Origin of the sequence: Pandoraea vervacti (assembly GCF_000934605.2) — a bacterium.
Classification (GTDB): Bacteria; Pseudomonadota; Gammaproteobacteria; order Burkholderiales; family Burkholderiaceae; genus Pandoraea; species Pandoraea vervacti.
Genome location: NZ_CP010897.2, coordinates 20,029 through 43,014 on the forward strand (window position 1 = coordinate 20,029; position 22,986 = coordinate 43,014).

The 22,986-nt window shown below is 62.1% G+C and carries 19 protein-coding genes; 9 read left to right on the forward strand and 10 right to left on the reverse strand.

Annotated features, from left to right (window positions below; translation table 11 throughout):
* Positions 1–51 precede the first annotated feature (51 nt).
* The 5 genes from UC34_RS00090 to UC34_RS00110 all read left to right on the forward strand — a co-directional run bounded on the left by UC34_RS00090 (position 52) and on the right by UC34_RS00110 (position 3,961).
* Positions 52–813 carry a hypothetical protein gene (locus UC34_RS00090; RefSeq protein WP_044453175.1) on the forward strand — a complete coding sequence of 254 codons (762 nt, stop codon included), beginning with the start codon at positions 52–54 and terminating at the stop codon, positions 811–813.
* Positions 814–882: 69 nt separating this feature from the next.
* Entirely contained in the window at positions 883–1,914 is a 1,032-nt protein-coding gene (istA, locus tag UC34_RS00095) for an IS21 family transposase (protein WP_044453176.1), read from the forward strand.
* Positions 1,914–2,720 (forward strand): IS21-like element helper ATPase IstB, encoded by an 807-nt coding sequence (gene istB / locus UC34_RS00100; protein WP_044453177.1) that lies wholly within the window; start codon positions 1,914–1,916, stop codon positions 2,718–2,720. Before istA ends, istB begins: the two co-directional genes overlap by 1 nt.
* A gap of 169 nt (positions 2,721–2,889) precedes the next feature.
* Complete coding sequence (locus UC34_RS00105; RefSeq protein ID WP_044453178.1) at positions 2,890–3,231, forward strand: hypothetical protein; 342 nt, start codon at positions 2,890–2,892, stop codon at positions 3,229–3,231.
* 1 nt (position 3,232) lies between these two features.
* Positions 3,233–3,961 carry a M48 family metallopeptidase gene (locus UC34_RS00110; protein WP_044453179.1) on the forward strand — a complete coding sequence of 243 codons (729 nt, stop codon included), beginning with the start codon at positions 3,233–3,235 and terminating at the stop codon, positions 3,959–3,961.
* Between the two features lie 131 nt (positions 3,962–4,092).
* Here UC34_RS00110 and UC34_RS00115 read toward each other — a convergent pair.
* From UC34_RS00115 to urtA, 9 genes are all read right to left on the reverse strand, one after another.
* Positions 4,093–5,291, reverse strand: a protein-coding gene (locus tag UC34_RS00115) for an IS3 family transposase (protein ID WP_167370682.1) whose coding sequence is annotated in 2 segments (ribosomal slippage) — positions 4,093–4,976 and positions 4,976–5,291 — 1,200 coding nt in all. Because the reading frame shifts where the segments join, the coding sequence is not laid out codon by codon here.
* A 288-nt stretch (positions 5,292–5,579) separates the two neighbouring features.
* Positions 5,580–6,608: an aliphatic amidase gene (locus UC34_RS00125; protein ID WP_044453181.1), complete on the reverse strand. Its 1,029-nt coding sequence runs from the start codon at positions 6,606–6,608 to the stop codon at positions 5,580–5,582.
* A gap of 78 nt (positions 6,609–6,686) precedes the next feature.
* A complete protein-coding gene (locus UC34_RS00130; RefSeq protein ID WP_044453182.1) occupies positions 6,687–7,055 on the reverse strand; it encodes an FmdB family zinc ribbon protein in 369 nt (122 codons plus the stop codon).
* Positions 7,056–7,133: 78 nt separating this feature from the next.
* Positions 7,134–8,372, reverse strand: coding sequence for a formamidase (gene fmdA / locus UC34_RS00135; protein WP_044453183.1), 1,239 nt, complete (start codon positions 8,370–8,372; stop codon positions 7,134–7,136).
* Between the two features lie 72 nt (positions 8,373–8,444).
* Positions 8,445–9,134, reverse strand: a complete 690-nt coding sequence (urtE, locus tag UC34_RS00140; protein ID WP_044453184.1) for an urea ABC transporter ATP-binding subunit UrtE — start codon at positions 9,132–9,134, stop codon at positions 8,445–8,447.
* Positions 9,135–9,148: 14 nt separating this feature from the next.
* Positions 9,149–9,892 (reverse strand): urea ABC transporter ATP-binding protein UrtD, encoded by a 744-nt coding sequence (gene urtD / locus UC34_RS00145; RefSeq protein ID WP_044453185.1) that lies wholly within the window; start codon positions 9,890–9,892, stop codon positions 9,149–9,151.
* Positions 9,893–9,895: 3 nt separating this feature from the next.
* On the reverse strand, positions 9,896–11,083 hold the full coding sequence (urtC, locus tag UC34_RS00150) for an urea ABC transporter permease subunit UrtC (RefSeq protein ID WP_044453186.1): 1,188 nt from the start codon (positions 11,081–11,083) through the stop codon (positions 9,896–9,898).
* A gap of 107 nt (positions 11,084–11,190) precedes the next feature.
* On the reverse strand, positions 11,191–12,108 hold the full coding sequence (urtB, locus tag UC34_RS00155; protein WP_044453187.1) for an urea ABC transporter permease subunit UrtB: 918 nt from the start codon (positions 12,106–12,108) through the stop codon (positions 11,191–11,193).
* Between the two features lie 67 nt (positions 12,109–12,175).
* The gene (gene urtA / locus UC34_RS00160) at positions 12,176–13,447 is read right to left on the reverse strand and encodes an urea ABC transporter substrate-binding protein (RefSeq protein WP_044453188.1); all 1,272 of its coding nucleotides are present in this window, start codon (positions 13,445–13,447) and stop codon (positions 12,176–12,178) included.
* Between the two features lie 196 nt (positions 13,448–13,643).
* Here urtA and UC34_RS00165 point away from each other — a divergent pair, with 196 nt between their 5' ends.
* From UC34_RS00165 to gdhA, 3 genes are all read left to right on the forward strand, one after another.
* Entirely contained in the window at positions 13,644–17,108 is a 3,465-nt protein-coding gene (locus tag UC34_RS00165; protein ID WP_044453189.1) for a hybrid sensor histidine kinase/response regulator, read from the forward strand.
* 10 nt (positions 17,109–17,118) lie between these two features.
* A complete protein-coding gene (locus UC34_RS00170; protein ID WP_044457547.1) occupies positions 17,119–18,075 on the forward strand; it encodes a response regulator transcription factor in 957 nt (318 codons plus the stop codon).
* Between the two features lie 184 nt (positions 18,076–18,259).
* On the forward strand, positions 18,260–19,603 hold the full coding sequence (gene gdhA, locus UC34_RS00175) for an NADP-specific glutamate dehydrogenase (RefSeq protein WP_044453190.1): 1,344 nt from the start codon (positions 18,260–18,262) through the stop codon (positions 19,601–19,603).
* Positions 19,604–19,621: 18 nt separating this feature from the next.
* Here the strand turns inward: gdhA and prpR are convergent, their stop codons facing one another.
* On the reverse strand, positions 19,622–21,658 hold the full coding sequence (prpR, locus tag UC34_RS00180) for a propionate catabolism operon regulatory protein PrpR (protein WP_044457548.1): 2,037 nt from the start codon (positions 21,656–21,658) through the stop codon (positions 19,622–19,624).
* Positions 21,659–21,959: 301 nt separating this feature from the next.
* On the opposite strand from prpR, the gene UC34_RS00185 reads away from it, so the two are divergent.
* On the forward strand, positions 21,960–22,841 hold the full coding sequence (locus UC34_RS00185) for an isocitrate lyase/PEP mutase family protein (RefSeq protein WP_044453191.1): 882 nt from the start codon (positions 21,960–21,962) through the stop codon (positions 22,839–22,841).
* Positions 22,842–22,986: the final 145 nt, after the last annotated feature.

The following is a 22,986-nucleotide window of genomic DNA, read 5'->3' on the forward strand; positions in this document are numbered from 1 at the left end:
CTCTCCTCGCATCAAGACGGTACTCCTCGAGCCTTTACGCTGGACACGGCGGTGCGGGCCTATCAAGACCTGGAGGCCCGCACCCAGGGCGGGTACGAACTGGCCGACATCGAGGGGCTGTACCACCAGATCAGCACCGAGTACAAGCGGCTGCCCAGCCTGCACGACGCACTGTGGGCAATCTTTGCCGAGGTCAAGAACAAGCAAGACCTCGAGCAATACCGTCAGGTCTTAATGCCGCGCTACGCCGAAGACGAAGACGGCCAGACTTACGACATACGCCAGAAGGTGCGAGACGACTTCTACAGCGCGTTGACGGCTTTCGGCCTGTGCCTGCAAACCGCCCTGTCGTCACGCAGCTTCTTCGAGGACCACAGCTTCTCGGAAGTTGATGTACAGCGCTACAAGGAGGATCTGCGTTTCTTCACCAGCCTGCGCAAGATCGCCCGGCAGGATGCGCTGGAAACGGTGGACTACAGCGTCTACGAGGAGCAAATTCGGCGCCTGGTGGACAAGCAGGTGATCGGCAGCCAGGTGCGTGAGCCAGAAGGCGTCTATTTGGTCCACCAGCTCGGCCAACCTGAAGCCCCGGAGCAGTGGAGCGAGGAAAAGACGCGCAACGAGACGGACATGATCCGAACACGGCTCAAGAAGACCATTGAGCAGGACTTGGGTGACGATCCTTACGCGCAACAGGTATTCGCCGAGCTGCTGAAGCAGGCGATTGCAGAGGCCGAGGCGATGTTCGACCACCCGCTCAAGCAATACGCGCTGTTCAAGAAGTTCGAGGAACAGGTGTCAGCAACGGGATGAAAATGACCCACTAGCATCGGGATTAAAGTGACCCACCTCGGTAGGATGGCCCTTTTGTGTGGAGGGCCGATGCTAACGAAGGAGGTGATTGTGGAAATCCGAGTATTGGCCCGCCAGGGCAAAGCGGTTCGGGAGATAGCCCGGGAGTTGGGTTTATCACGCAACACGGTGCGTAAGTACCTTCGCAGCCATGCCGAAGACGAGCGAATCCCGCGTGTACGCAGGCAGCAAAAGCTCGATCCATTTAAAGATTACTTGCGAGAGCGTGTTCGCGCCGCGCATCCAGCATGGTTGCCAGCAACGGCATTAATACTTGAGCTTCGGGAGATGGGCTACGGTGGTGGCATTACGCAGTTGCGCATTTTCCTGATGTCGTTGCGTGCGGTGGCGGCGCCGGACCCTGTGGTGCGTTTCGAGACGGAGCCAGGGCAGCAGATGCAGGTCGACTGGATCGTTTTCCGGCGAGGCAAGATGCCGCTGTCAGCCTTCGTTGCAACGCTGGGATACAGCCGCGCCAGCTACGTTGAGTTTGTCACCGACGAGAAGCTCCCAACCCTGATCGCCTGCCATGAGCGGGCCTTCGATTTCTTTGGGGGCGTGCCGCGAGAGGTGCTGTACGACAACGTCAAAACGGTGGTGATTGGGCGAGACGTCTACGGCCCGGGACTGCATCGTTATCAGCCCGCGTTCCTCGATTTCAGTGGGCACTATGGTTTCGTGCCTCGATTGTGCAAACCTTATCGTGCCAAGACAAAGGGGAAAGTCGAGCGCTTCAACGGCTACCTGCGACGCAGCTTCTACAACCCACTGGCCAGCCGGCTTTCGCAGGATCGTCTGCATTTGGATGCCGCTACCGCGAACGGCGAAGTCATACGCTGGTTACGCAACATCGCCAACGTCCGGATCCACGGCACCACGGGCCAACCGCCACTGACGTTGTTATCTAGGGAACAAGCGAAACTACAGCCTTTGCCCGAGCCGTGGCGCGCATCGCTACCGGCACCAGCGGTGCCAATTGTGGCTGATCGTCCGGCGTTCGACGATACCCCGCTGCAGCACCGCCTGTCGGTTTATCAAGCCTTGCTCACGGAGGCTCGCTGATGGATCTGCAGCATGAACGAATTTTGCAGGCCTGCGAGCAACTGCGCATCGATACGATGGGGGATCAGTACAGCTTGCTGGCCAGCCGGGCAGCGGCCAATCAACTCACCTTCGCCGACTTCTTCGAGTCCTTGTTGCGCTCCGAGATCGACGCAAAACAACAGCGAACAAAGGCTATGCTGTTGCGCACCGCAGGCTTTCCGGTGCTCAAAACGCTGGAGGAGTTTGATTTCATGTTCGCCCATGGCGTGACAAAGAAATCGCTCATGGAACTCTCGTCGATGGCCTTTGTCGAGCGAGCGGAAAATGTCGTGCTGCTCGGCCCCTCCGGGGTTGGCAAAACGCACCTGGCGATCGCCTTGGGCAATATTGCAACGCAGATGGGAATCAAGACACGCTTCATCAGCGCAGCGGATCTCGTGATGGCGTTGTCCGCAGCATCTCGTCAGGACCGTCTGGCGGACTTCCTGAAGCGAAACATCACCAATCCGCGTTTGCTGATTATCGACGAGATCGGCTATTTGCCACTGGGCCGGGAGGAGGCGAATCTATTTTTCCAGGTCGTTGCAAAGCGTTACGAAAAGGGTTCTCTCATCGTGACAAGCAACTTGCCGTTCGGGCAATGGGATCAGGCATTTGCCGGTGATCAAACCCTAACAGCCGCGTTGCTTGACCGCCTGCTACATCACAGCCACGTCCTGCAGATCAAGGGCGAGAGCTATCGGTTGAAAGACAAACGAAAGGCCGGAATCATTCGTAGTCGCCAGACGGATCAGGCCGAGTCGGTACTGGTGGGTCAAAGCTAAACCGATGCCCACCGCTTTGCTTTGACCCGCGGGTCAGGCCATTCCGATGATCATCGCAGTACATTGACCCGTGGGTCACGCGAGGCCGATGGCCATCATGTTTTTTGACCCGAGGTGGGTCATTTCTTTCCCGATGCCGGTAACCGGTTAATGGGTCACTTCTAAACCGATGTTGACACAGGTCGAGGCGCGTGAAGTCAGCGGCATGCCTGAAGGGCTGGGAGACAACAAGCACGCACGCGCCTACTTCGGCATCTGCCGCATGGTGCTGGGCGATGAGGCCTTTGAGCAGGCCGACCAGACTGCGCTGGTCCAGCAAGCCCAGGACATCGACGACGTGGTGCGGCAGGCCGTGGCAGAGCATTCGCTGAACCCACAGAACATCGAGGCGGTTATCCGCAAGGCGCTACTGCCCAAGCTCTTTGGCTTGATGGGGCTGGATAAGGCCAAAGAGGCGATCGAGGAGGTGATTCAGGTCACGCGGGTGGGGCTGGCGCGAGGGGGACACTGAGGTGGCCCAGTATTCCGTCGCCTATGGCGACGAGCGCATCCGATTCTCGGTTCGCTTTCTCCCTCGCCCACAAAGACGCGTGGCGATCCACGTGATGCCGGACGGCGCGGTGCAAGTGGATGCCCCAGAAGGGGCCACTTTGCCGGAGGTTAAGGGAGCAGTTCGCCAGAGGGCTGGCTGGGTATGGCAACAGCTGCAGGCCCAGCGCGAGCGGAAGCTGCATGTTCTGCCGAGGGAATACGTCAGTGGAGAGACCCACTTCTACCTTGGCCGGCGTCACATGCTGAAAGTGCAGCTCGCCAAAGGCGAGACCTCCAGGGTGCGACTATGGCGCGGGCGCTTGGAGATCACGACTTCAAAGCGCGACGCGGCAACCGTGCGCCGGCTTCTCGAATCCTGGTATCGGGAGCGGGCATGGGACGTCTTTGCTCGTGTCATCGCAGACGTGGCACCGTACGTGGGCCTGCGCCGAGCCGTACCGCCATGGCGATTGCTGACGATGCGAACCCAGTGGGGCAGCTGCTCACCCGGAGGCGAGGTGCTGCTCAACCCTCATCTGGTGAAGGCGCCGAGGGCATGCATTGAGTATGTGGTGACCCATGAGTTGTGTCATCTCAAGGAGCACAATCACAGTGAGCGCTTCTATCACCTTCTTGAGCGTGCGTTACCGGATTGGACTGCGCGCAAAGTCGAACTCGACAACTTGGCCGAGTTGCTGCTTAATCGATGATGGATGTGCCGGGGAGACCGGCTGTATCGAGGTGAAGCAGTTTTCAATTTTTGTGGCACGGATGTAGGGTCTTTTCAAGATTGATGGCACCATATGGAGTTGCCCCTGTAACTCAGGACAGGCGGACACTGTTAGGTTGATGACACCGCATTACGCCTGAACTCGCGAGGCGAGCGGTATTTCAAGGCTTTGTGCGGGTGGCGCTCATTGTAGTGTTCAAACGCGATTGCCAGACGCGAGAGCGCTGTTGGTGCGTCAGGCTTGTCCATATAGGCGACGTAATCGTGCTTCATGGTCTTCACGAACGATTCGGCCATGCCATTGCTCTGCGGCGAACGGACCGGCGTGGTCAGCGGCTCAAGACCCAGTTCGCGAGCGAAGCTGCGCGTGCGGTAGTCGATGTAGGCCGAGCCGTTGTCCGTCAGCCATTCGATGGGGTGCGCGGCCTGCGTGGTGCCGAAGCGCTGTTCGACGGCGGCCAGCATCACGTCTCGCACCACATCACCGCTATGCCCGCCGGTCGTTGCGGCCCAGCTAATCGCCTCGCGGTCGCAGCAGTCCAACGCAAACGTCACGCGCAGCGGCGTACCATCGTCGCACCGGAACTCGAAGCCATCGGAGCACCAGCGGGTGTTGCTGCGCTCCACGGCAACGCGACCGTCATGCCGCCGCTTGTCTTGCCGCACGCCGGGGCGGCGCAGCAGCAACTGATGCTCCCGCATGACCCGATACACGCGCTTGACGTTGATGCACGGCGCACCGCTCTGCTCCCGACTGCGGCGCAGCAGCGCCCAGACACGCCGGTAGCCATAGGTAGGAAGGTGCGCCACATGGGCCTGAATCTCCTCGACCAGCCCGGCATCGTTGGTCACGCGGGCACGGCGACCATCGCGCCAGTCGGACGAGCGAGCTCGCTTGACCGCCACGGCAGAGCGCGCCACGCCGAGAACTTCGCAGACCGTCTTCATCGGTCGTCCCCCGGCAGCAAGGGCGAGCGCGCAATCAGGTTTTTTGACCGGCCCCATTCCACGGCTTCTTTCAGGATTTCGACCTCCAACGTCTTCTTCCCGAGTAGCCGTTGCAACTCCTTGATTTCCTTGATGGCGGCGGCTAGCTCAGATGCCGGTACAACGGTTTCACCCGCCTTCACCGCCGCCAGACTGCCTTCCTGGTATTGCTTGCGCCAGCCGAACACCTGGTTGGCATTGACGCCGTGCCGACGTGCAACGGCCGACACCGACGCTCCCGGCTCCAATGTTTCCTGCACGATGGCGATTTTTTCCTGCGCCGTGCGCCGACGACGGCGCTCCGGCTCGGTCAGAATTTCGATGCTTTCCACGTAATGACTAGGCTTACTGATAGGCACAAGACTATCCCTTATTTTAAGAGAGTCCTCGTGTCCTCAGATACGTGGGGCCGCTCCACCATATTGCAAGGCGGTGCCACCCTTATTGAAAAATCAGTTGCGTATCAACGGAGCTGATTTCACTATTCGTGTCACCCGACAATTTGGCAGGACGCTAGCCAAATCCCCCGCACCCAAAAAGCCCCGGAAATCGAAAGTTTTCCGGGGCTTTTCATATCCATCAGAGCCGTAAAGCGCTACTCACCACCCCCCTCACCTCCCCTCAAAAGGAATCCCGTCAATCGGGCATTCCTGCGTGCCGGGTGTCGAGCGCGTGATGGCTTCGACCTTGCGTTGTGTGCCTTCGGGGTCCGTCACCCAATCGCGATAAAACCCGAACGGACAGTCCGCCACGCCGTTCACGCTTTCGCCCGAGTTGATCGTCCCCGTGTAGCCACGGTGGAGCAGCTTGTACAGATGGTTCTGCGACTGCATGTTCTTGCGGGCGTCGCGAATGGCGCTCACGGACAGCTCCGCGTATTGCACGCCCATCTCTTCTTCGCCGCACTCGCCCAGCGTCCGGCCGTCGAAGCCCACGATGGCCGAGTCGCCAAAGTAGGAATACACGCCGTCCCACCCGGTGGCGTTCGCCACGGCCACATACGTATTGTTCATCCACGCCATCGCCTTCGCGACCAGCACCTGCTGATCCTTCGCCGGGTACATATACCCCTGACATCGCACCACCAACTCGGCGCCGTTCATCGTGCAGTCGCGCCAGATTTCGGGATAGTTGCCGTCGTCGCAGATGATCAGACTGATCTTCAGCCCCTTCGGTCCTTCCGTCACATACGTCCGGTCGCCGGGGTACCACCCTTCGATCGGTGTCCACGGCATGATCTTGCGGTACTTCTGCACGATCTCGCCGCGATTGTCGATCAGCACCAACGTGTTGTACGGCACCTTGTTCGGATGGTCCTCGTGTCGCTCGCCCGTAAGCGAAAAAACACCCCAGACGTTCGCCTTGCGACACGCCGCCGAGAAGATGTCAGTCTCCTCGCCCGGCACCGTCGCCGCCGTATCGAACATCTCCTGCCGGTCGTACATGATGCCGTGCGTGGAGTACTCGGGAAAAATCACGAGGTCCATGCCGGGCAAACCCTGCTTCATGCCGACCACCATGTCGGCAATCTTGCGCGCATTCTCCAATACCTCGGCCTTCGTATGCAGTCGCGGCATCTTGTAGTTGACGACCGCAACGCCTACGCCGTCGCGGCTGCTCGAAATATCCCCATGTCGCATGGATCTCTTCTCCCTCAAGTCTCACCATTCCGTTCGCACGGCCCGGTCCCCCGGGCCGCAGCGAATCGCATCAACGCATCAATGACTGATCATCCACGGCCGTCCCGCCGGACGCTTCAGCCCACTTGCACCACTTGCACCACTTGCCGCACCCGTTCCGCCCGACACCCCCGCCAGCGACACCTTGCCGCCCGAGCAGCAACTGCATCCCGGCCGGTGACGCCCCGAAGGGCCGTCGCCGGAATGACGCGGCGCGTGCGCAGCCCGCTCGTTCGTCGCGTGCGCCGTGCGACTCGCACTCCCCATCAACGCCAGCGACGGCGCTGTGATCAGGCGCGAGCCCTCACGACCGCAATCCGGGCAATGGCACGGCGTGTCGCGCTCGGCCATGCGTCGCATGACAGCGAACGGTCCACACGTCGCACATTCGAAGTCGTAAATCGGCATGTCTGCCTCCTTATGTCTTATCTTGTTTGCGAGAGTCGTCTGCGGTAATGCCCTGCCACGCTGGCTACGCGCGACACATCAGCCCTTCACCAGATCGGGCGAACACGGCATGTCGACGCCGCCCGTCACATGACGAATCGGCCCGTCGGCATTCGGACGAATGTCGAAGTCGAAGATCTGTGTCGGCAGCCACAACGTGGCACACGCGTTCGGAATGTCGACGACGCCGCTGATATGCCCCTGCACCGGCGCACACCCGAGCAACGAATACGCCTGTGCGCCCGAGTAACCGAACTTCTTCAGGTACTCGATGGCGTTCAGGCAGGCCTGACGGTAAGCCACCGTCACATCCAGATAGTGCTGGCCGCCCTGCTCGTCGACCGAGATGCCTTCGAAAATGAGGTAGTCGTTGTATGCCGGCGTGATCGGGCTCGGCTGGAAGACGGGATTGCGAATACCGTACTTCGCCATGCCGCCCTTGATGACGTTCACGCGCATGTGCACCCAGCCCGCCATTTCGATTGCGCCGCAGAACGTGATTTCGCCGTCGCCCTGACTGAAGTGCAGATCGCCCACGGAAAGGCCCGCGCCGTCGACATACACCGGAAAGAACACCTTCGAGCCACGCGACAGATCCTTGATGTCGCAGTTGCCGCCATGCTCGCGCGGCGGCACCGTCCGTGCGCCCTCTGCCGCTGCCTTGTTGCGCGCGTCGCCCGTGAGCTTGCCCATGTGCGCCGTCGCGGCAAACGGCGGATTGGCCAGCGGCGGCACGCGATCGGGCGCCGTCGCGATGAGACCGACTTCGCGCTCGTTCCACGTCTGCAGTAACTTCGGATCGGGCAGGCAACCGATCAGCCCCGGGTGAATCAGTCCCGCAAAATTCACCCCCGGGATGTGGCGCGAACTCGTGTAGAGGCCGTGGAAATCCCAGATCGACTTCTGTGCGTGCGGAAAGTGATCGGTCAGGAACCCGCCGCCATTCGTCTTCGAGAAAAAGCCGTTAAAGCCCCACTGACTGTCCGCCTTCGCGCCGATGTCGAGCAGGTCGACGACCAGCAGGTCGCCCGGTTCGGCGCCATGCACGCCAACCGGTCCCGACAGAAAGTGAACGATGGACAGATCGATGTCGCGCACGTCGTCGGCACTGTCGTCGTTCTTGATGAAACCGCCGGTCCAGTCGTACGTCTCGAGAATGAAGTCGTCGCCGGGATTGACCCAGCACGCCATCGGAATGTCCGGGTGCCAACGGTTGTGCACCTGCTCGTTTTCGTAGGCGGATTGGTTCAGGTCGACCTTGATGAGAGTTTCGGCCATTGCACTCGCTCCTGGTTTGAAGTGCCGATGCGACACACACCGGCGATCGAAATGACGCCACCTGGCGCCGGATTACACAGAGAGGTATTCGCGGATACGGTCGCCGTCGCCGGCCTCGCGCGTGCTTTGATGAACGAAGCGCCCGCCCTCGATCACGAACAATCGGTCCGCAACATCCATCGCGAAGCTCAACACCTGTTCCGACACCACGATGGCGATGTTGCGCGTCGCGCGAATCTGGTTGAGCGCGCGGGCGATGTCCTTGATGACCGACGGCTGAATGCCCTCGGTCGGCTCGTCGAGCAACAGCACCTTGGGATCGGCTGCGAGCGCGCGCGCAATGGCGAGTTGTTGTTGCTGTCCGCCGGAGAGATTGCCGCCCTTGCGGCGGCGCATATCGAAAAGCACGGGGAACAGCGCGTAGAGATCGTCGGGAACGGACTGGCTTTTCGCGTTTTCGAGACCTGTCTGAATGTTCTCTTCGACAGTGAGCGAGGCGAAAATCTGACGGCCCTGAGGCACATAACCGATGCCGCTGGCCACACGTCGGTAACTCTCCGCCTTGGAGACATCGACGCCGCCCACACGCACCGTGCCGCGATTGGAAGGCAGCATGCCGATCAGCGATTTGAACAGCGTCGTTTTACCCATGCCGTTGCGGCCCATCACCGCAACGCTTTCGCCGCTGGCCACGGAAAAGCCGATGCCGTGCAGCACCTCGCTCTGACCATAGCTGACGACAAGATCATCGACTTCCAACATGATGTGTCCTCCGATCAGTGACCGAGATAAACATCGATGACGCGCGGGTCGGATTGCACCTTGGCCATGGGGCCTTCAGCGAGAATCTTTCCCTGATGCATCACGGTGACTTTGTGCGCGATACGCTCGACGAACGCCATGTCGTGCTCGATCACGATCATCGATCGGTTGCGACAGATTCGGTCGAGCAACTCTGCCGTCAGCTCGCGCTCTCGCACGCTCATGCCGGCAATCGGCTCATCCAGCATCAAAAGTTCGGGATCCTGCATAAGAAGCATACCAATTTCCAGCCACTGCTTCTGTCCGTGCGAAAGCAGACCGGCTTCCAGGTCGAGCGACGCCGACAGTCCGATCTCGTCGGCGACCGTGCGCACACGGTCTGCGACCTCGGTATCCGTGCGGTAAAAAAGCGCGCCCAATACGCCACGTCCGCGTGGAAACGAGACTTCCAGGTTCTGCGCGACGCTCAGGTTTTCGTAAATCGAAGGTGTCTGAAATTTGCGTCCAATGCCCTTGTGCACGCGACGGAACTCGGCCAGCTTCGTGATCTCCTCGTTACGAAACTTGATGCTGCCCGCCGTTTCCCGCGTCTTGCCGCAGATGAGATCGAGCAGGGTCGTCTTGCCCGCACCGTTCGGGCCGATGACAACGCGCAGCTCGCCGCGCTCCAGATACAGATTGAGCGAATCGATGGCCTTGAACCCGTCGAACGACACGCTAAGGTCTTCAATGGCCAGAAGAAAGTCGGTGTTGCTCATGCGTCACGCTCCCTTGTTCTCGACGCCGAGGAACCGGCGAATGCGCGGGCGCACGTGCGCCTCGTAAAGTCCTGCCAGACCATTGGGGAAAGCCATCACCACACCGATGAACATCGCCGCCATCAGGTAAAGCCACAGATTCGGGAAACTCTCGGAAAACCAGCTTTTGCCGAGATTGACGAGGATTGCGCCGTACACTGCCCCGACCAGTGACATCCGCCCGCCGACCGCCGCGTAAATCACCATCTCGATGGAGGGCACGATGCCGACGAACGACGGCGACATGAATCCGACCTGGAGCGTGAACATCGCGCCCCCCACGGCGGCAAGCGCAGCCGCGATGCAAAACGAGAACACCTTGAACATCGACACGTCGTAGCCCGAGAAGCGCACACGGTCTTCCTTGTCGCGCATGGCCAGCAGCAGCGTGCCCAGCTTGCCGCGCTGTACCCAGCGGCACAGCAGCAGTGCGACGATGAGCAGCGCGGCGTTCACGAAGTAGAGAATGAGCTTCGCGTGGTCCGTGCGAATGTCCCAGCCGAGCAGCGTGCGCAGGTCGGTGATGCCGTTCACCCCACCGGTATAGCCCTGCTGACCGATGATCAACACCGACAGAATCAGCGCGACGGCTTGCGTGATGATCGCGAAGTACACTCCGCCGACACGCCGCTTGAACATCGCATACCCGATCACGAAGGCGAGCGCCGTTGGCACGACGACCACTGCGAGAATCGATACGGGCAGAGAGTGAAACGGCTTCCACCAGTCCGGCAGCGCCGTGAGCTGGTTCCAGTCCATGAAGTCCGGGATGCCGGGCGTCGTCTGTGTGCTCGTGGCCGCCGCACTCGAGGCTTCTAGCTTGAGGAACATCGCCATGGCGTAGCCGCCGAGGCCGAAGAAGACCCCCTGCCCGAGGCTCAGCACGCCCCCGTAACCCCAGGCGATCACCAGCCCGATGGCGACGAACGCGTACGTGAGGTACTTGCCCATGAGATTCAGGCGAAAGGCGTCGAGTGCGATCGGAAACACGACGACGATCAGCACCGCCAGGATCGCGATGCCCGCATAGCCCGATGCGTCCAGGCGTGCCGCGAGCGCGCGCCAGCCACGGGGCGGGACGCGCGCTTCCTGCGCCTCGCCCGCGTCAGTCCGGAGGGGGACGCCGCCCGCCGCGGTTTGGATGGGTTCCATGTACATCTCTCCATGCAGAGAATTCGGTAGATGACCGGCAACGCCATGGCCGGTCATCGGCTGGGGTCGGCGCTTCGGCGGACCGCGCGTTAGACGTGTCAGATGTGTCAGGCGCGTCGGACCTTGGAGGCGAACAAGCCTTGCGGACGCAACATGAGAATGACCACGACGGTCAGCAACGTGAGCACGCGCGCGATGGAGCCAGACAGGAAGAACTCGCTGATCGACTGCATTTGCGCAATGCCGAATGCCGAGGCCACCGTGCCGAGCAGGCTGGCCGCGCCGCCGAACGTCACCACGAGGAACGAGTCGACGATGTAGAGCGAACCACTGGTCGGTCCCGTCGATCCGATTGCCGTGAAGGCGGCCCCCGCAACGCCGGCGATGCCGCACCCGATGGCGAACGTCATGCGGTCGGTACGGCGCGTGTTGATCCCCGCGGCATTGGCCATCGGCCGATTCGCCACCGTCGCCCGCACACGCAATCCCCAACGCGAGCGGTACAGCGCCAGCAACAAGCCGCCCGTCATGACGAGCGCGAGCGCCATCACGAACATGCCGCTGATGGGAATGTCGAGCCCGGGTGTCGGCTCCCACGACCCCATCAGCCAGTCGGGCAGCGCAGGGCTGACCTCCTTGGGGCCGAACGTCGAGCGAAACACCTGCTGCATGCCCAGACTCAGCCCCCAGGTCGCGAGCAGCGTGTCGAGCGGGCGTCGGTAGAGGTGCCGGATCAACGCCCACTCCGCGAGCCATCCCGCCGCGAAGGCGAGTACGAAGGCGGCCACGATGGCAAAGAAGAAGTACACCGGCGTGAACACCGGCCAGACATTCTGCGTGACCCACGAGAACATGTAGACGGTGTACGCGCCGATCGTCATGAACTCACCGTGCGCCATGTTGATGACGCCCATCTGACCGAAGATCACGGCGAGTCCGAGCCCCATGAGCAGCAGAACGCTGAACAGCCGGAGTCCGGCGAAGCCCTGCATCAGCGTGATATTGAAAATGTCGTTGGCGGACATCTGACGCTCCTCGCGCGACGACCTGGCGGGCGTCGCGCCTGTGCGGGTTGACGGGGTTGAGGGGGGATTACATGTAGCCCTTCGGGAACGGATCCGGATGGATCGGTTCCGGCGAACTCGCCACGACCTTGAACTGGCCGTCCGCCTGACCCTGGCCGATCAGCGAACGGCTCCACAGGTGATGGTTGGCGTCGACCTTCGCGTAGCCCTGCGGCGCATTGGCCAGTTCGATGTCCTTGGATGCGGCCACGACCTTGTTCACGTCGAAACTGCCCGCGCGCTCGCACGCCGCCTTCCAGATCCAGGGCCCGAGGTAAGCAGCCTGCGTCACGTCGCCGATTACTGATTTCGCGCCGTAACGCGCCTTGAAGGCCGAGACGAACTTCTTGTTGTTGTCGTTCTCCAGCGACTGGAAGTACTTCATCGAGGAATAGAAGCCGGCGAAGTTGTCGCCGCCGATGCCGAGCACTTCGTCTTCCGTGACGGAGAGCGTGAGCAGGAACTGCTTCTGCGGCGTGATGCCGGCGGCCTTGAGCTGCTTGTAGAACGCCACGTTCGAGCCGCCCACCACCGTCGCGAAAATGCAGTCGGGGCGCGCGAGTTTGATCTTGTTCATCAGCGAATTGAATTCGGTGGTGCCGAGCGGGTAATACTCTTCGCCCACCACCTTCGCGTTCAGATGCTGCTCGATGTGACGTCGTGCGATCTTGTTCGACGTGCGCGGCCAGATGTAGTCGGAGCCGATCAGGAAGAACGTCTTGGCCTTCTTCGTGTTCGATGCCCAGTCGAGCGCCCAGAGAATCTGCTGCGTGGCTTCCTGACCGGTGTAGAACACGTTCTTGGACTGCTCCAGACCTTCATAGAACGTCGGGTAGTACAGCAGGCCGTTGTCCTTCTCGAAGACAGGCAGCACGGCTTTGCGAGAGGCGGACGTCCAGCAGCCGAAGACGGCCGCGACGTGATCGTTCTCCAGCAGCTTCTTCGACTTTTCGGCGTACGTCGGCCAGTCGGAGGCGCCGTCTTCCTGAATGATGTTGATCTTGCGTCCGAGCACGCCGCCCATCGCGTTGATCTGTTCGATCGCCAGGCGCTCCGCCTGAATCGAGCCCGTCTCCGAAATGGCCATCGTGCCGGTTGCCGAGTGCAACTGACCGACCGTGACGGTGGTGTCCGTGACGGCCAGCCCGGTCGTATTCACCTTGGCCGTGGGCGGCACCTGCGCGAACGAGGTGCGCGGCAGGCCGAGGGCCATGAGCGGCGCGGCGGCAAGGCCACCGAGCAGTCGTCTGCGCAACGGGGAAGCCATGCGTTCATCATCGAATCGATCGTCTGCGGACATCACGTTCTCCTGGTCATAGGCCCTTTGCGAAATCGCGACGGGCTGGTTTCAAGGGGTTGGACGCAATGTAGGGAGCCAATTTGGCGCTCGAAATACGTCGATTGACGTATTCCCCGGCACAGGTGGTGGAATGTAATTTGCTTAGGCCTTGGAACCCGACGTTTCTTGCACCAATCCGGATCGCCCCCCCGTCGTCATGGCCGAGATGCACCAAAATTCAGTCCGTGCGCACAGCACGCAGCGCATCGTGAAGGTGCGGCGCGACTACAACGCCTGGGTCGGCGACGAAACGCTCGAGGACTATGCGCTGCGCTTCACACCGCGCTCGTTTCGGCGGTGGTCGGAATGGCGCGTCGCCACCACGGCCATCGGTGGGGTGTCGTTTCTCGTGCTGGAGGCCATCGGCGGCAGCCTCGTCATCAACTATGGCTTTACCAACGCGGTGTGGGCCATCGCCGTCGTCTCGATCCTGATATTTCTCACGAGCCTGCCAATCAGCTATTACGCCGCGCGCTACGGCGTTGACATGGACCTGCTCACACGCGGTGCAGGATTCGGTTACATCGGCTCGACGGTAACGTCGTTCCTTTACGCGATCTTCACGTTCCTGTTCTTTGCGCTCGAAGCGGCCATCATGGCGCTCGCGCTACAGCTCTATTTCCACATGTCGCTGGCGATCGCGTACGTCATCAGTTCGCTCGTCGTGATTCCACTGGTGATGTTCGGCATCACGCTCATCAATCGTCTGCAAAGCTGGACACAGCCGTTGTGGATCGTGCTCTTCGTGCTGCCCTACGCCGCTGTGCTGTGGCACCACCCCGGCATGGTGCGCGAATGGACCACCTTCGCGGGATTCGCCCCCGAGGGCCGGGCGTTCAGCCTGATTGCGTTCGGACAGGCTTCGACGGTCGTCTTCGCGCTGATCGTGCAGATCGGCGAACAGGTGGACTATCTCCGGTTCCTGCCGCCGCTCACCGCGAAGAACCGGAAGCGATGGTGGCTGGCGCTGTTGTCTGCCGGACCCGGCTGGATCGTGCCCGGTGCGCTGAAGATGCTCGGCGGCGCGTTGCTCGCGTTCGTCGCCATCCAGAACGAAGTCGATGTTGCACAGGCCGCGCAGCCCACGCAGATGTACCTCGTCGCGTATCACATCCTGCTCGATCCGATGGGACTGGCGAGTTGGGCGTTGCCGGCCATGACGTTGTTCGTCATCGTCTCGCAGCTCAAGATCAATGTGACGAACGCCTACGCGGGGTCGCTCGCGTGGTCGAATTTCTTCGCGCGTCTCACGCACAGTCATCCGGGCCGCGTGGTATGGCTCGTCTTCAACGTGATGATCGCGTTGCTGCTCGTCGAGATCGGTGTCTTCGAAGTCATCGGCAAGGTGCTTTCGCTGTACGCGAACGTCGCGGTCGCGTGGGTCGGCGCCTTGTGTGCGGATCTCGTGATCAACAAGCCGCTCGGCTATAGCCCGCGCCACATCGAATTCAAGCGCGCGCATCTCTACGACGTCAATCCCGTGGGCATCGGCGCCATGGCGCTTGGCGTCGTTGTCGCCCTGACGGCACGCACGGGCGTGTTCGGCGAGCTTGGCGAGGCGATGTCGCTGTTTCTCGCGTTCGGCGTGGCGTTCGTTTGCGCGCCGCTGATCGCCGTGGCCACGCGCGGCAAGTATTACCTCGCGCGCAAACCGCAATCGCACGGCGACGCCAGGTCGCTACGTTGCGCGATCTGCGAGCACACCTTCGAGCCCGAAGATACGGCACATTGTCCGGCGTACGGCGGCACGATCTGTTCGCTGTGCTGTTCGCTGGACTCGCGTTGTCATGATCGCTGCAAGCCGCACGCCCGATTCTCCGCGCAGGCCGACCGAGCGTTGCACCGGGTATTTCCGCGCCTGCGGCTGGGGCCCACGGCGTTGCGGCTCATTCGTTATGCCAGCCTCGTGTTGACGATCCTCGCGGTGCTCGCGGGCGTGCTGTATCTGATCTGGTCGCAGAGCGTGGCCGCGATCAGCGAGGCAGAGGTGAGTGTCATCGCGAGCAGCTTCCTGAAGATATTCTTTTCGCTGGCGCTCGTCGGCTGCATCGCGGCGTGGTGGTTCGTGCTGGAGCGTGAGAGCCGGCGCGTGACCGAGGAAGAATCGCAGCGACAAAACGAGCTGCTGATGCAGGAAATCGACGCGCACCAGAAGACCGACGAGGCGTTAAAACGCGCCACGGCCGCCGCCGAGTCCGCCAATCAGGCAAAGAGTCGGTACGTCTCGGGCCTCAGCCATGAACTTCGCACGCCGCTCAACAGCATTCTCGGCTACGCGCAGCTATTGATGCAGGCGAAAGACGAACTCACGCCCACGCGTCTGAACGCCGTTCGCACGATTCACCGAAGCGGCGAGCATTTGCTCGCGCTTGTCGACGGACTGCTCGATGTGGCGCGCATCGAGGCGGGCAAGCTGCAACTGAACATCACGAAGGTCTCGCTTACCGACTTCGTGTCGCACGTGTCGTCGATGATGAGTCCGTTGGCGATGGAGAAGGCGTTGGCGTTCGACGTGCAGGCCGTCGGGCGGTTTCCGGCCACGGTGAGATGCGATCAGAAATATCTCGGACAGATTCTCACCAACCTGATCGGCAACGCGATTCGGTTCACGTCTGCCGGGACCGTGACGCTGCGCGTGAGCCATGCGCTCGACACGCTGAAATTCGAAGTGATCGATACCGGACCGGGCATTGCACCTGACGCAATGAGCCGCCTCTTCATGCCGTTCGAGCGCGGCGACGCCGCCCACGCCGACGATCATGGCGCGGGACTGGGACTGACCATCTGTCGTTTGCTCACGCATGCCCTCGGTGGCAGTCTCGAGGTCGACAGCGAACTCGGTCGAGGCACCCGCTTCGTCGTGAAGCTCTTTGCGCCGGCGGTGCAGAGCGCACCGGACGTGTATACCGAACTGGCCGGCATTTGCGGCTATCGCGGGCCGCGTCGCACGATTCTCGTCGTGGACGATCTGGCGGACCAGCGCGGCATCGTCGTGCAATTGCTCACGCCGCTCGGCTTCGAGGTCAACGAGGTCGCGAGCGGTCCGGATGCGCTGCGATGGCTCGGCACACATACGGCCGACGCGATCATCATGGATATCTCCATGCCGCTCATGGACGGCTACGAGACGAGTCGCCTGATCGGCGAAAACCAGCTATCCGCAGCCCCCATCCTCTTGCTGTCGGCCAACGCCTTTGCGGACGACCGCGAGCGAGCGAGCACCACCGGCTGCGCGGGTTATCTGGCCAAACCCTTGCGAGTCAACCTGTTGCTCGACAAGCTCGCGCAGTTGCTGTCGCTCGAATGGATTGCGTCAGACGCGGTAGCGCTGCCGCAAGTGGGCGCCGCGCCGCTGCCGGAGAGCGCGGAGATGAGGAACAGGGGCGAGATGGAAGAGATCAGGCTCGCGTTGCCCGAACCGGTGCTGGAGCGCATACGTGAGCATCTCGATGTCGGCTATGTGCAGGGCGTCGTGGAACAACTCGATGCCGCGCGAACCGATTATCCCGCGCTCAGCGCGCAGATCGATACGCTGCGTGCGCTCGCCGAACGCTTTCAGTTAAAGGACCTCGAAAATGCGCTTGACCGCCAGCCCCGCGCCGACCCTGTCCGCCATGCCTGACATGCCTGACATGCCTGATGCCGGTGTCGGAACGAGCGACCCGCCAGTGTGGCTCGGCAGCCGCCCTGTCGTGCTGATCGTCGACGATACGCCCGACAATCTGGCGTTTCTCTCGGACACCTTGCAGGCGAACGGTTACGCGGTGCTCGTGGCGCTGAGCGGTGAGGCCGCACTGAAATGCCTCTCGCGCGTGACGCCCGACGTCGTGTTGCTCGACGCGATGATGCCCGCGATGGACGGCTTCGAGACCTGCACGCGAATCAAGCAGGAGACGCGGCATGAACACTTGCCGGTGATCTTCATGACCTCGCTCACCGAAAGCGAGCATGTGGTTCGCGGTTTTCGCGTCGGCGGTATCGACTACGTGACCAAGCCGGTGCGCCCGGAAGAGGTCTGCGCGAGAATTGGGGCGCACGTCGTGCGCTCACGCGCGCAGTCCTATGCGCAGGCGGCCTTGGCGCTCGACGCGAGAGCGGCCGTCATCGTGTCTGCCGATGGCGCCATCCGGTGGCAGAGTCCGCAGGCGGCGCGACAGATTGCGGCGTACGCGAACGGCCCGGCGGGTGCCATCGAACCGCGCCTGCCCGCCCCGCTGCTGAACTGGTTCGTCGACTGGCTGATGCAGGGAGCCAGAACCGACGTCATGTACGAATTTGCACTCGGCAACGTTCGCCGCTCCGCGAGCGTCGCTGCCGGGCCGAAGACCGGTGAGTGGATCGTCACGTTGATGGAAGCCGACGATACCGCGTACTGCAACACGCTTGCCCTGCGCTTCGGTCTGACGGCACGCGAAGCCGAAGTGCTGCTCTGGGTGTCGCGCGGCAAGGCGAACCGCGACATCGGCGACATCCTCGGCATGGCGCCACGCACGGTGAACAAACACCTCGAACATCTATTTCAAAAGCTGCATGTTGAGACGCGGGCGACCGCTGCCGCGCTCGCGGTGAAGGCGCTCGATCGGATGTAGGGGGAATGTAGGTAGAAAAATCATTGGCCGGCCTTCGCGGCATAACTGATTGGCACTACGTCATATATCGGAACAAATACCCGGTATTTCCCCTGATCTCCATAAATTCCATTCATGTCGCGATCCTAATTGGTGCAAAATACTTTCCCTGCAAAAGAATAAGCACCACCAAAGGGCATCCGAGATGAAATATCCATCGCTTGACGACTTTCTGCGCGCGACTGCCGAGCGCAATCCTGGCCAACCGGAGTTCCTGCAAGCTGTCACGGAAGTGATGGATAGTCTCTGGCCATTCATTTCACAACACCCGAAGTATGCCGAGCACGGCTTGCTCGACCGTCTTGTCGAACCGGAGCGCACCGTCATGTTCCGTGTTTCGTGGGTCGACGATCATGGCGACGTGCAGGTCAATCGCGGCTATCGCATTCAGCACAGCTCCGCCATCGGCCCGTACAAGGGCGGCCTGCGCTTTCACCCGTCGGTCAACCTGTCCATCCTCAAATTCCTCGCCTTCGAGCAAACCTTCAAGAACGCGCTCACGACGCTGCCCATGGGCGGCGGCAAGGGGGGCGCGGACTTCGATCCGAAGGGCAAGAGCCCCGGTGAAGTCATGCGCTTCTGTCAGGCGTTCGTCACCGAACTCTTTCGCCACGTCGGCAGCGACACGGATGTGCCCGCGGGCGACATCGGCGTGGGCGGCCGCGAAGTGGGCTTCATGGCCGGCATGATGAAGAAACTGTCGAATCGCGCCGATTGTGTCTTCACCGGCAAGGGGTTGTCCTTCGGCGGTTCGCTGATTCGTCCGGAAGCGACCGGTTACGGCACCGTCTACTTTGCCGAAGAGATGCTCAAACAATCGGGCCGCAGCTTCGACGGTCTGCGCGTGAGCGTGTCCGGCTCCGGCAACGTCGCCCAATACGCCGTCGAGAAAGCAATGGCACTCGGCGCGAAGGTCGTCACCGTGTCCGACTCGAGCGGCACCATCGTCGATGAAGACGGCTTTACGCCCGAGAAGCTCGCCGAGCTGATGGACGTGAAGAACCACCACTACGGACGCGTGAGCGATTACGCCAAACGCACCGGCAGCCAGTTCCTCGCCGGTGAGCGCCCGTGGCATATTCCGGTCGATGTCGCACTGCCCTGCGCCACGCAGAACGAACTCGACGCCGACGACGCCCAAACGCTCATCCGAAACGGCGTGATCTGTGTGGCGGAAGGCGCCAACATGCCGTCGACCAACGAAGCCGCCAAGCGCTTCGAAAGCCAGGGCATTCTTTACGCGCCGGGCAAGGCGAGTAACGCGGGCGGTGTCGCGACGTCAGGGCTCGAGATGAGCCAGAACGCCATGCGCATCTCGTGGCCGCGTGAGGAAGTCGATGCGCGTTTGCACGACATCATGCGCAGCATTCACGAAGTCTGTCTGCAACACGGCCGTCGCGCGGACGGGTCGGTGAGCTACGTCAACGGCGCGAACGTCGCGGGCTTTGTGAAGGTGGCCGACGCGATGCTTGCGCAAGGGGTTATCTGAGCGGGACGGGTATCGGGCTCACGCGCCCGATTTCATCAGTCGCCAGAATGTCGTCCGGCTAATGCCAAGTGCGCGCGCCGCGCTCGCGCGATTGCCGCCACACGCCTGCAGCGCGGCGAGGGCGGCGTCTCGCGTAACGACATCGCGGCGACTGACGTCTTCGTTGCTGGCCTCGTGCTGCGCTTCGCCACCCGCTTCGCCACCCGCTTTGCCGCCCGCTTCTCCGCCCGCTTCTCCGCCCGCCGTGCGGCGTGGCCCGAGACGCAACAATTCCGGGAACACCTCGTGCAAGGTTTGTGTGTGACGCGCGACATCGTTGTCGAGGTAGATCGCCGCGCGTGCGAGCAGGTTCTCCAGCTCACGCACGTTGCCGGGCCAGTCGTAATGATCGAACAGCGGCGAGAGTGCTTCGAGAATGGCCTTCGACGCCCGCGTATCCAGTCCGTATTGCGTGGCGTTTCTGGCCAGTAGCGTCCTGGCCAACAGACGAATGTCGCCGCGCCGTTCCCGCAGCGCGGGCAACGTCACCTGCAATAGATTCAGACGGAAATACAGGTCGGCGCGAAAACGCCCTTGCGCGACCAGTGCGTTCAGATCGCGGTGAGTGGCGGCGATTACGCGAACGTCCACCGGCACTGGACGCCCCGACCCCAGCCGCATGACCTCGCGCTCCTGCAAGACGCGCAGCAGCCGGCTTTGCATCGCGGCGGGCATCTCGCCGATCTCGTCGAGAAAGATCGTGCCGGTATGCGCGATCTCGAAAAGCCCCGCCTTCCCGCCACGACGCGCGCCGGTGAACGCGCCCTCGTCGTGCCCGAACAGCTCGCTCTCGATCAACCCTTCCGGCAACGCGGCGCAGTTGAACGCGACGAAGGGATTGCCGCGTCGCGCGCTCGCGTTGTGGATGCCTTGTGCGACCAGTTCCTTGCCTGTGCCGCTCTCGCCGGTGAGGAGCACGGTTGCGTCGTGCAACGCCCCCGTGCCCGCCAGACGCCGCACCTTGCCGATCTGCGGCGAATCACCGACCAGTTCGGCAAGCTCATGCTTCGCCACGAGGTGCTTCGGGCGCTGAGTCGTGCGCAGCGAGCGGTCGATGCGCTGCGCCATCTGCGCGTCCTGCACCGTCGCCACGGCGCCCAAGCGCATGCCGTACTCGTAGATCGGCACGCAACTGACAATGAACGCACGTCCATCGATATGTTCGAGCCGCTCTTCGATCGCGATGCCGCTCTCGGACAGCTCGCGCAACATTGGCCCGAGCTTGCGTGTGAGTTCGATCTGGCGTGCGCCCGGTGTGGCAACCCGCCCGTCATCCACGCCCAGCAGCGTGAGCATGGCGGGATTGACCGCTTCTAGCTGGCCGTGCTCGTCGAATGCCGCGACACCGTCGCGCATGTGCGCCACGATGGTGTTCAGACGCATGCGCTTCGATTCTTTCTCGCGACTCACGCGCGCAAGCTCCACGGAGCGCTCGAACGCTTCCTCCACCGCGCCGAGCGAATACAGGAAGACGTGTTCCAGCCCCGCCTGCTGCGCGAAATCGCATGCCATGCCCGGACCGATGATGACCTTGCAGCCCTGTGCGGCGAGCGTGTCGACGGCATGCTGCACTTCGTCCACCGAGCGATACGCACGCTGACGAATCTGAATCTTCAGCAACTGCCCGAGATCGTCCAGCTCGCGCGAGACCGTCTCGTGCAGCACCAGTCCCAGGGGTTGGTCCGGCCACGTGGTCGTCGCGCGGGTGATAGCGCTGAGCACGTCGAAGCCATTGACCTTCACGGTGACGACGGGCACCGACAGGTTCTCGCGCAGATATGCCCCGTTCGATCCGGCGGCCAGCACCACATCGACCGCGCCCGATTCCACGTACGACTGCAATGCGCTCACCGCTGCGCCGTAGCCTTCGCGTACGGAATAAAACCGTGCGCGGTCGGTATATCGCGGCGCGAGCGTCTCGCAAAGGGTCTGCAAGCGGCTGATGCTCACCAGTGCTATGCCCGGGCGACGTGCGCGGGGATCGGACGGCGTGGAGGCCGCGCCACGGGCGTCCATGGCAAGTGGCGGCGGCGTGCCGGAAAGGCTGGCGGGCATGACGACTGTCTCCGGAAGGCGCCACTCAGTGCGGGCGGCGCCGAAACGTTTCATGCCACCGTTTCCGGTGCGTTTCAGTAGCGTTTCATGAAACGTTTCATCTGCAATGCGTGAATTCTGCCACATCCGCAGTCAACGGGCTGTCCAGCGCAAGTTGCTGATTCGACGGCGCATTTTTCGACGATCTCAAGTCGCACGGTAGCTGGCATGCGGATTGCGAACAGGGTCTGCATTGACCGATAACTCACAGGAGACAGGACTCATGACCACCGCAACTGCACAACGCCGTGCCGAATTTCGCCGCAAGGTCGAGGCCCGTCAGGGCTTGCTCGTGCCGGGCGCCTTCAATGCGCTTTCGGCGCGCGTCATCGAAGACGCCGGTTTCGAAGCGCTTTATCTCACGGGCGCGGGCGTGACCAACATGTCGCTCGGCCTGCCCGATCTGGCGTTCGTCGGGCTGGCGGAGATGGCCGAGCACACCGCCCGCGTGCGCGACGCCGTGTCGCTGCCGATCGTCGTCGACGCCGACACGGGCTTCGGCAATGCATTGAACGTGCGCCACGCCGTGCGCGTGCTCGAGCGCAGCGGCGCCGATGCCATCCAGTTCGAGGATCAGGTGTTGCCCAAGAAGTGCGGCCACTTCAACGGCAAGGCCGTGATCGGCGCCGGCGAGATGGTCGGCAAGATTCGCGCTGCGCTCGACGCACGTGAAGACGGCAATCTGCAGATCATCGCGCGCACGGACGCGGCCGCGCTCGACGGGATCGAGGCTGCCATCGAACGCGGCCATCGCTTTATCGAAGCCGGGGCCGACATTCTTTTCATCGAAGCGACGGAAACGCTGTCGGATATCGAACGCCTGCCCGCGTTGTTCGAGCGTCCGCAACTCATCAATATCGTCATCGGCGGAAAGACCCCGACGCAATCGCAGCCGCGTCTGGCCGAACTCGGCTACGGCATCGTGCTGTATGCGAACGCCGCGCTGCAAAGCGCCGTGCTCGGCATGCAAAAAGCGCTGGGCGCGCTGCGCGATAGCGGACGTCTGGATGAAGACCCCTCGCTGGTGGCGCCGTTCGCGGAGCGCCAGCGTCTGGTGAACAAGCCGTTCTACGACGCGCTGGACAAGCAATACGCGGCCGACTGAGGACAACGACGTTGCCGCCAGCGCTTGAAATACCGCAGGCGCCCCCGTTTACCTGAAGATACCGGAGACGCGCGGTCGCAAATTCGACTGACGAAGCGACGGCTCGGCGCGGTGGGGGGATGGGGATTGGGCAATGTCCCATCTC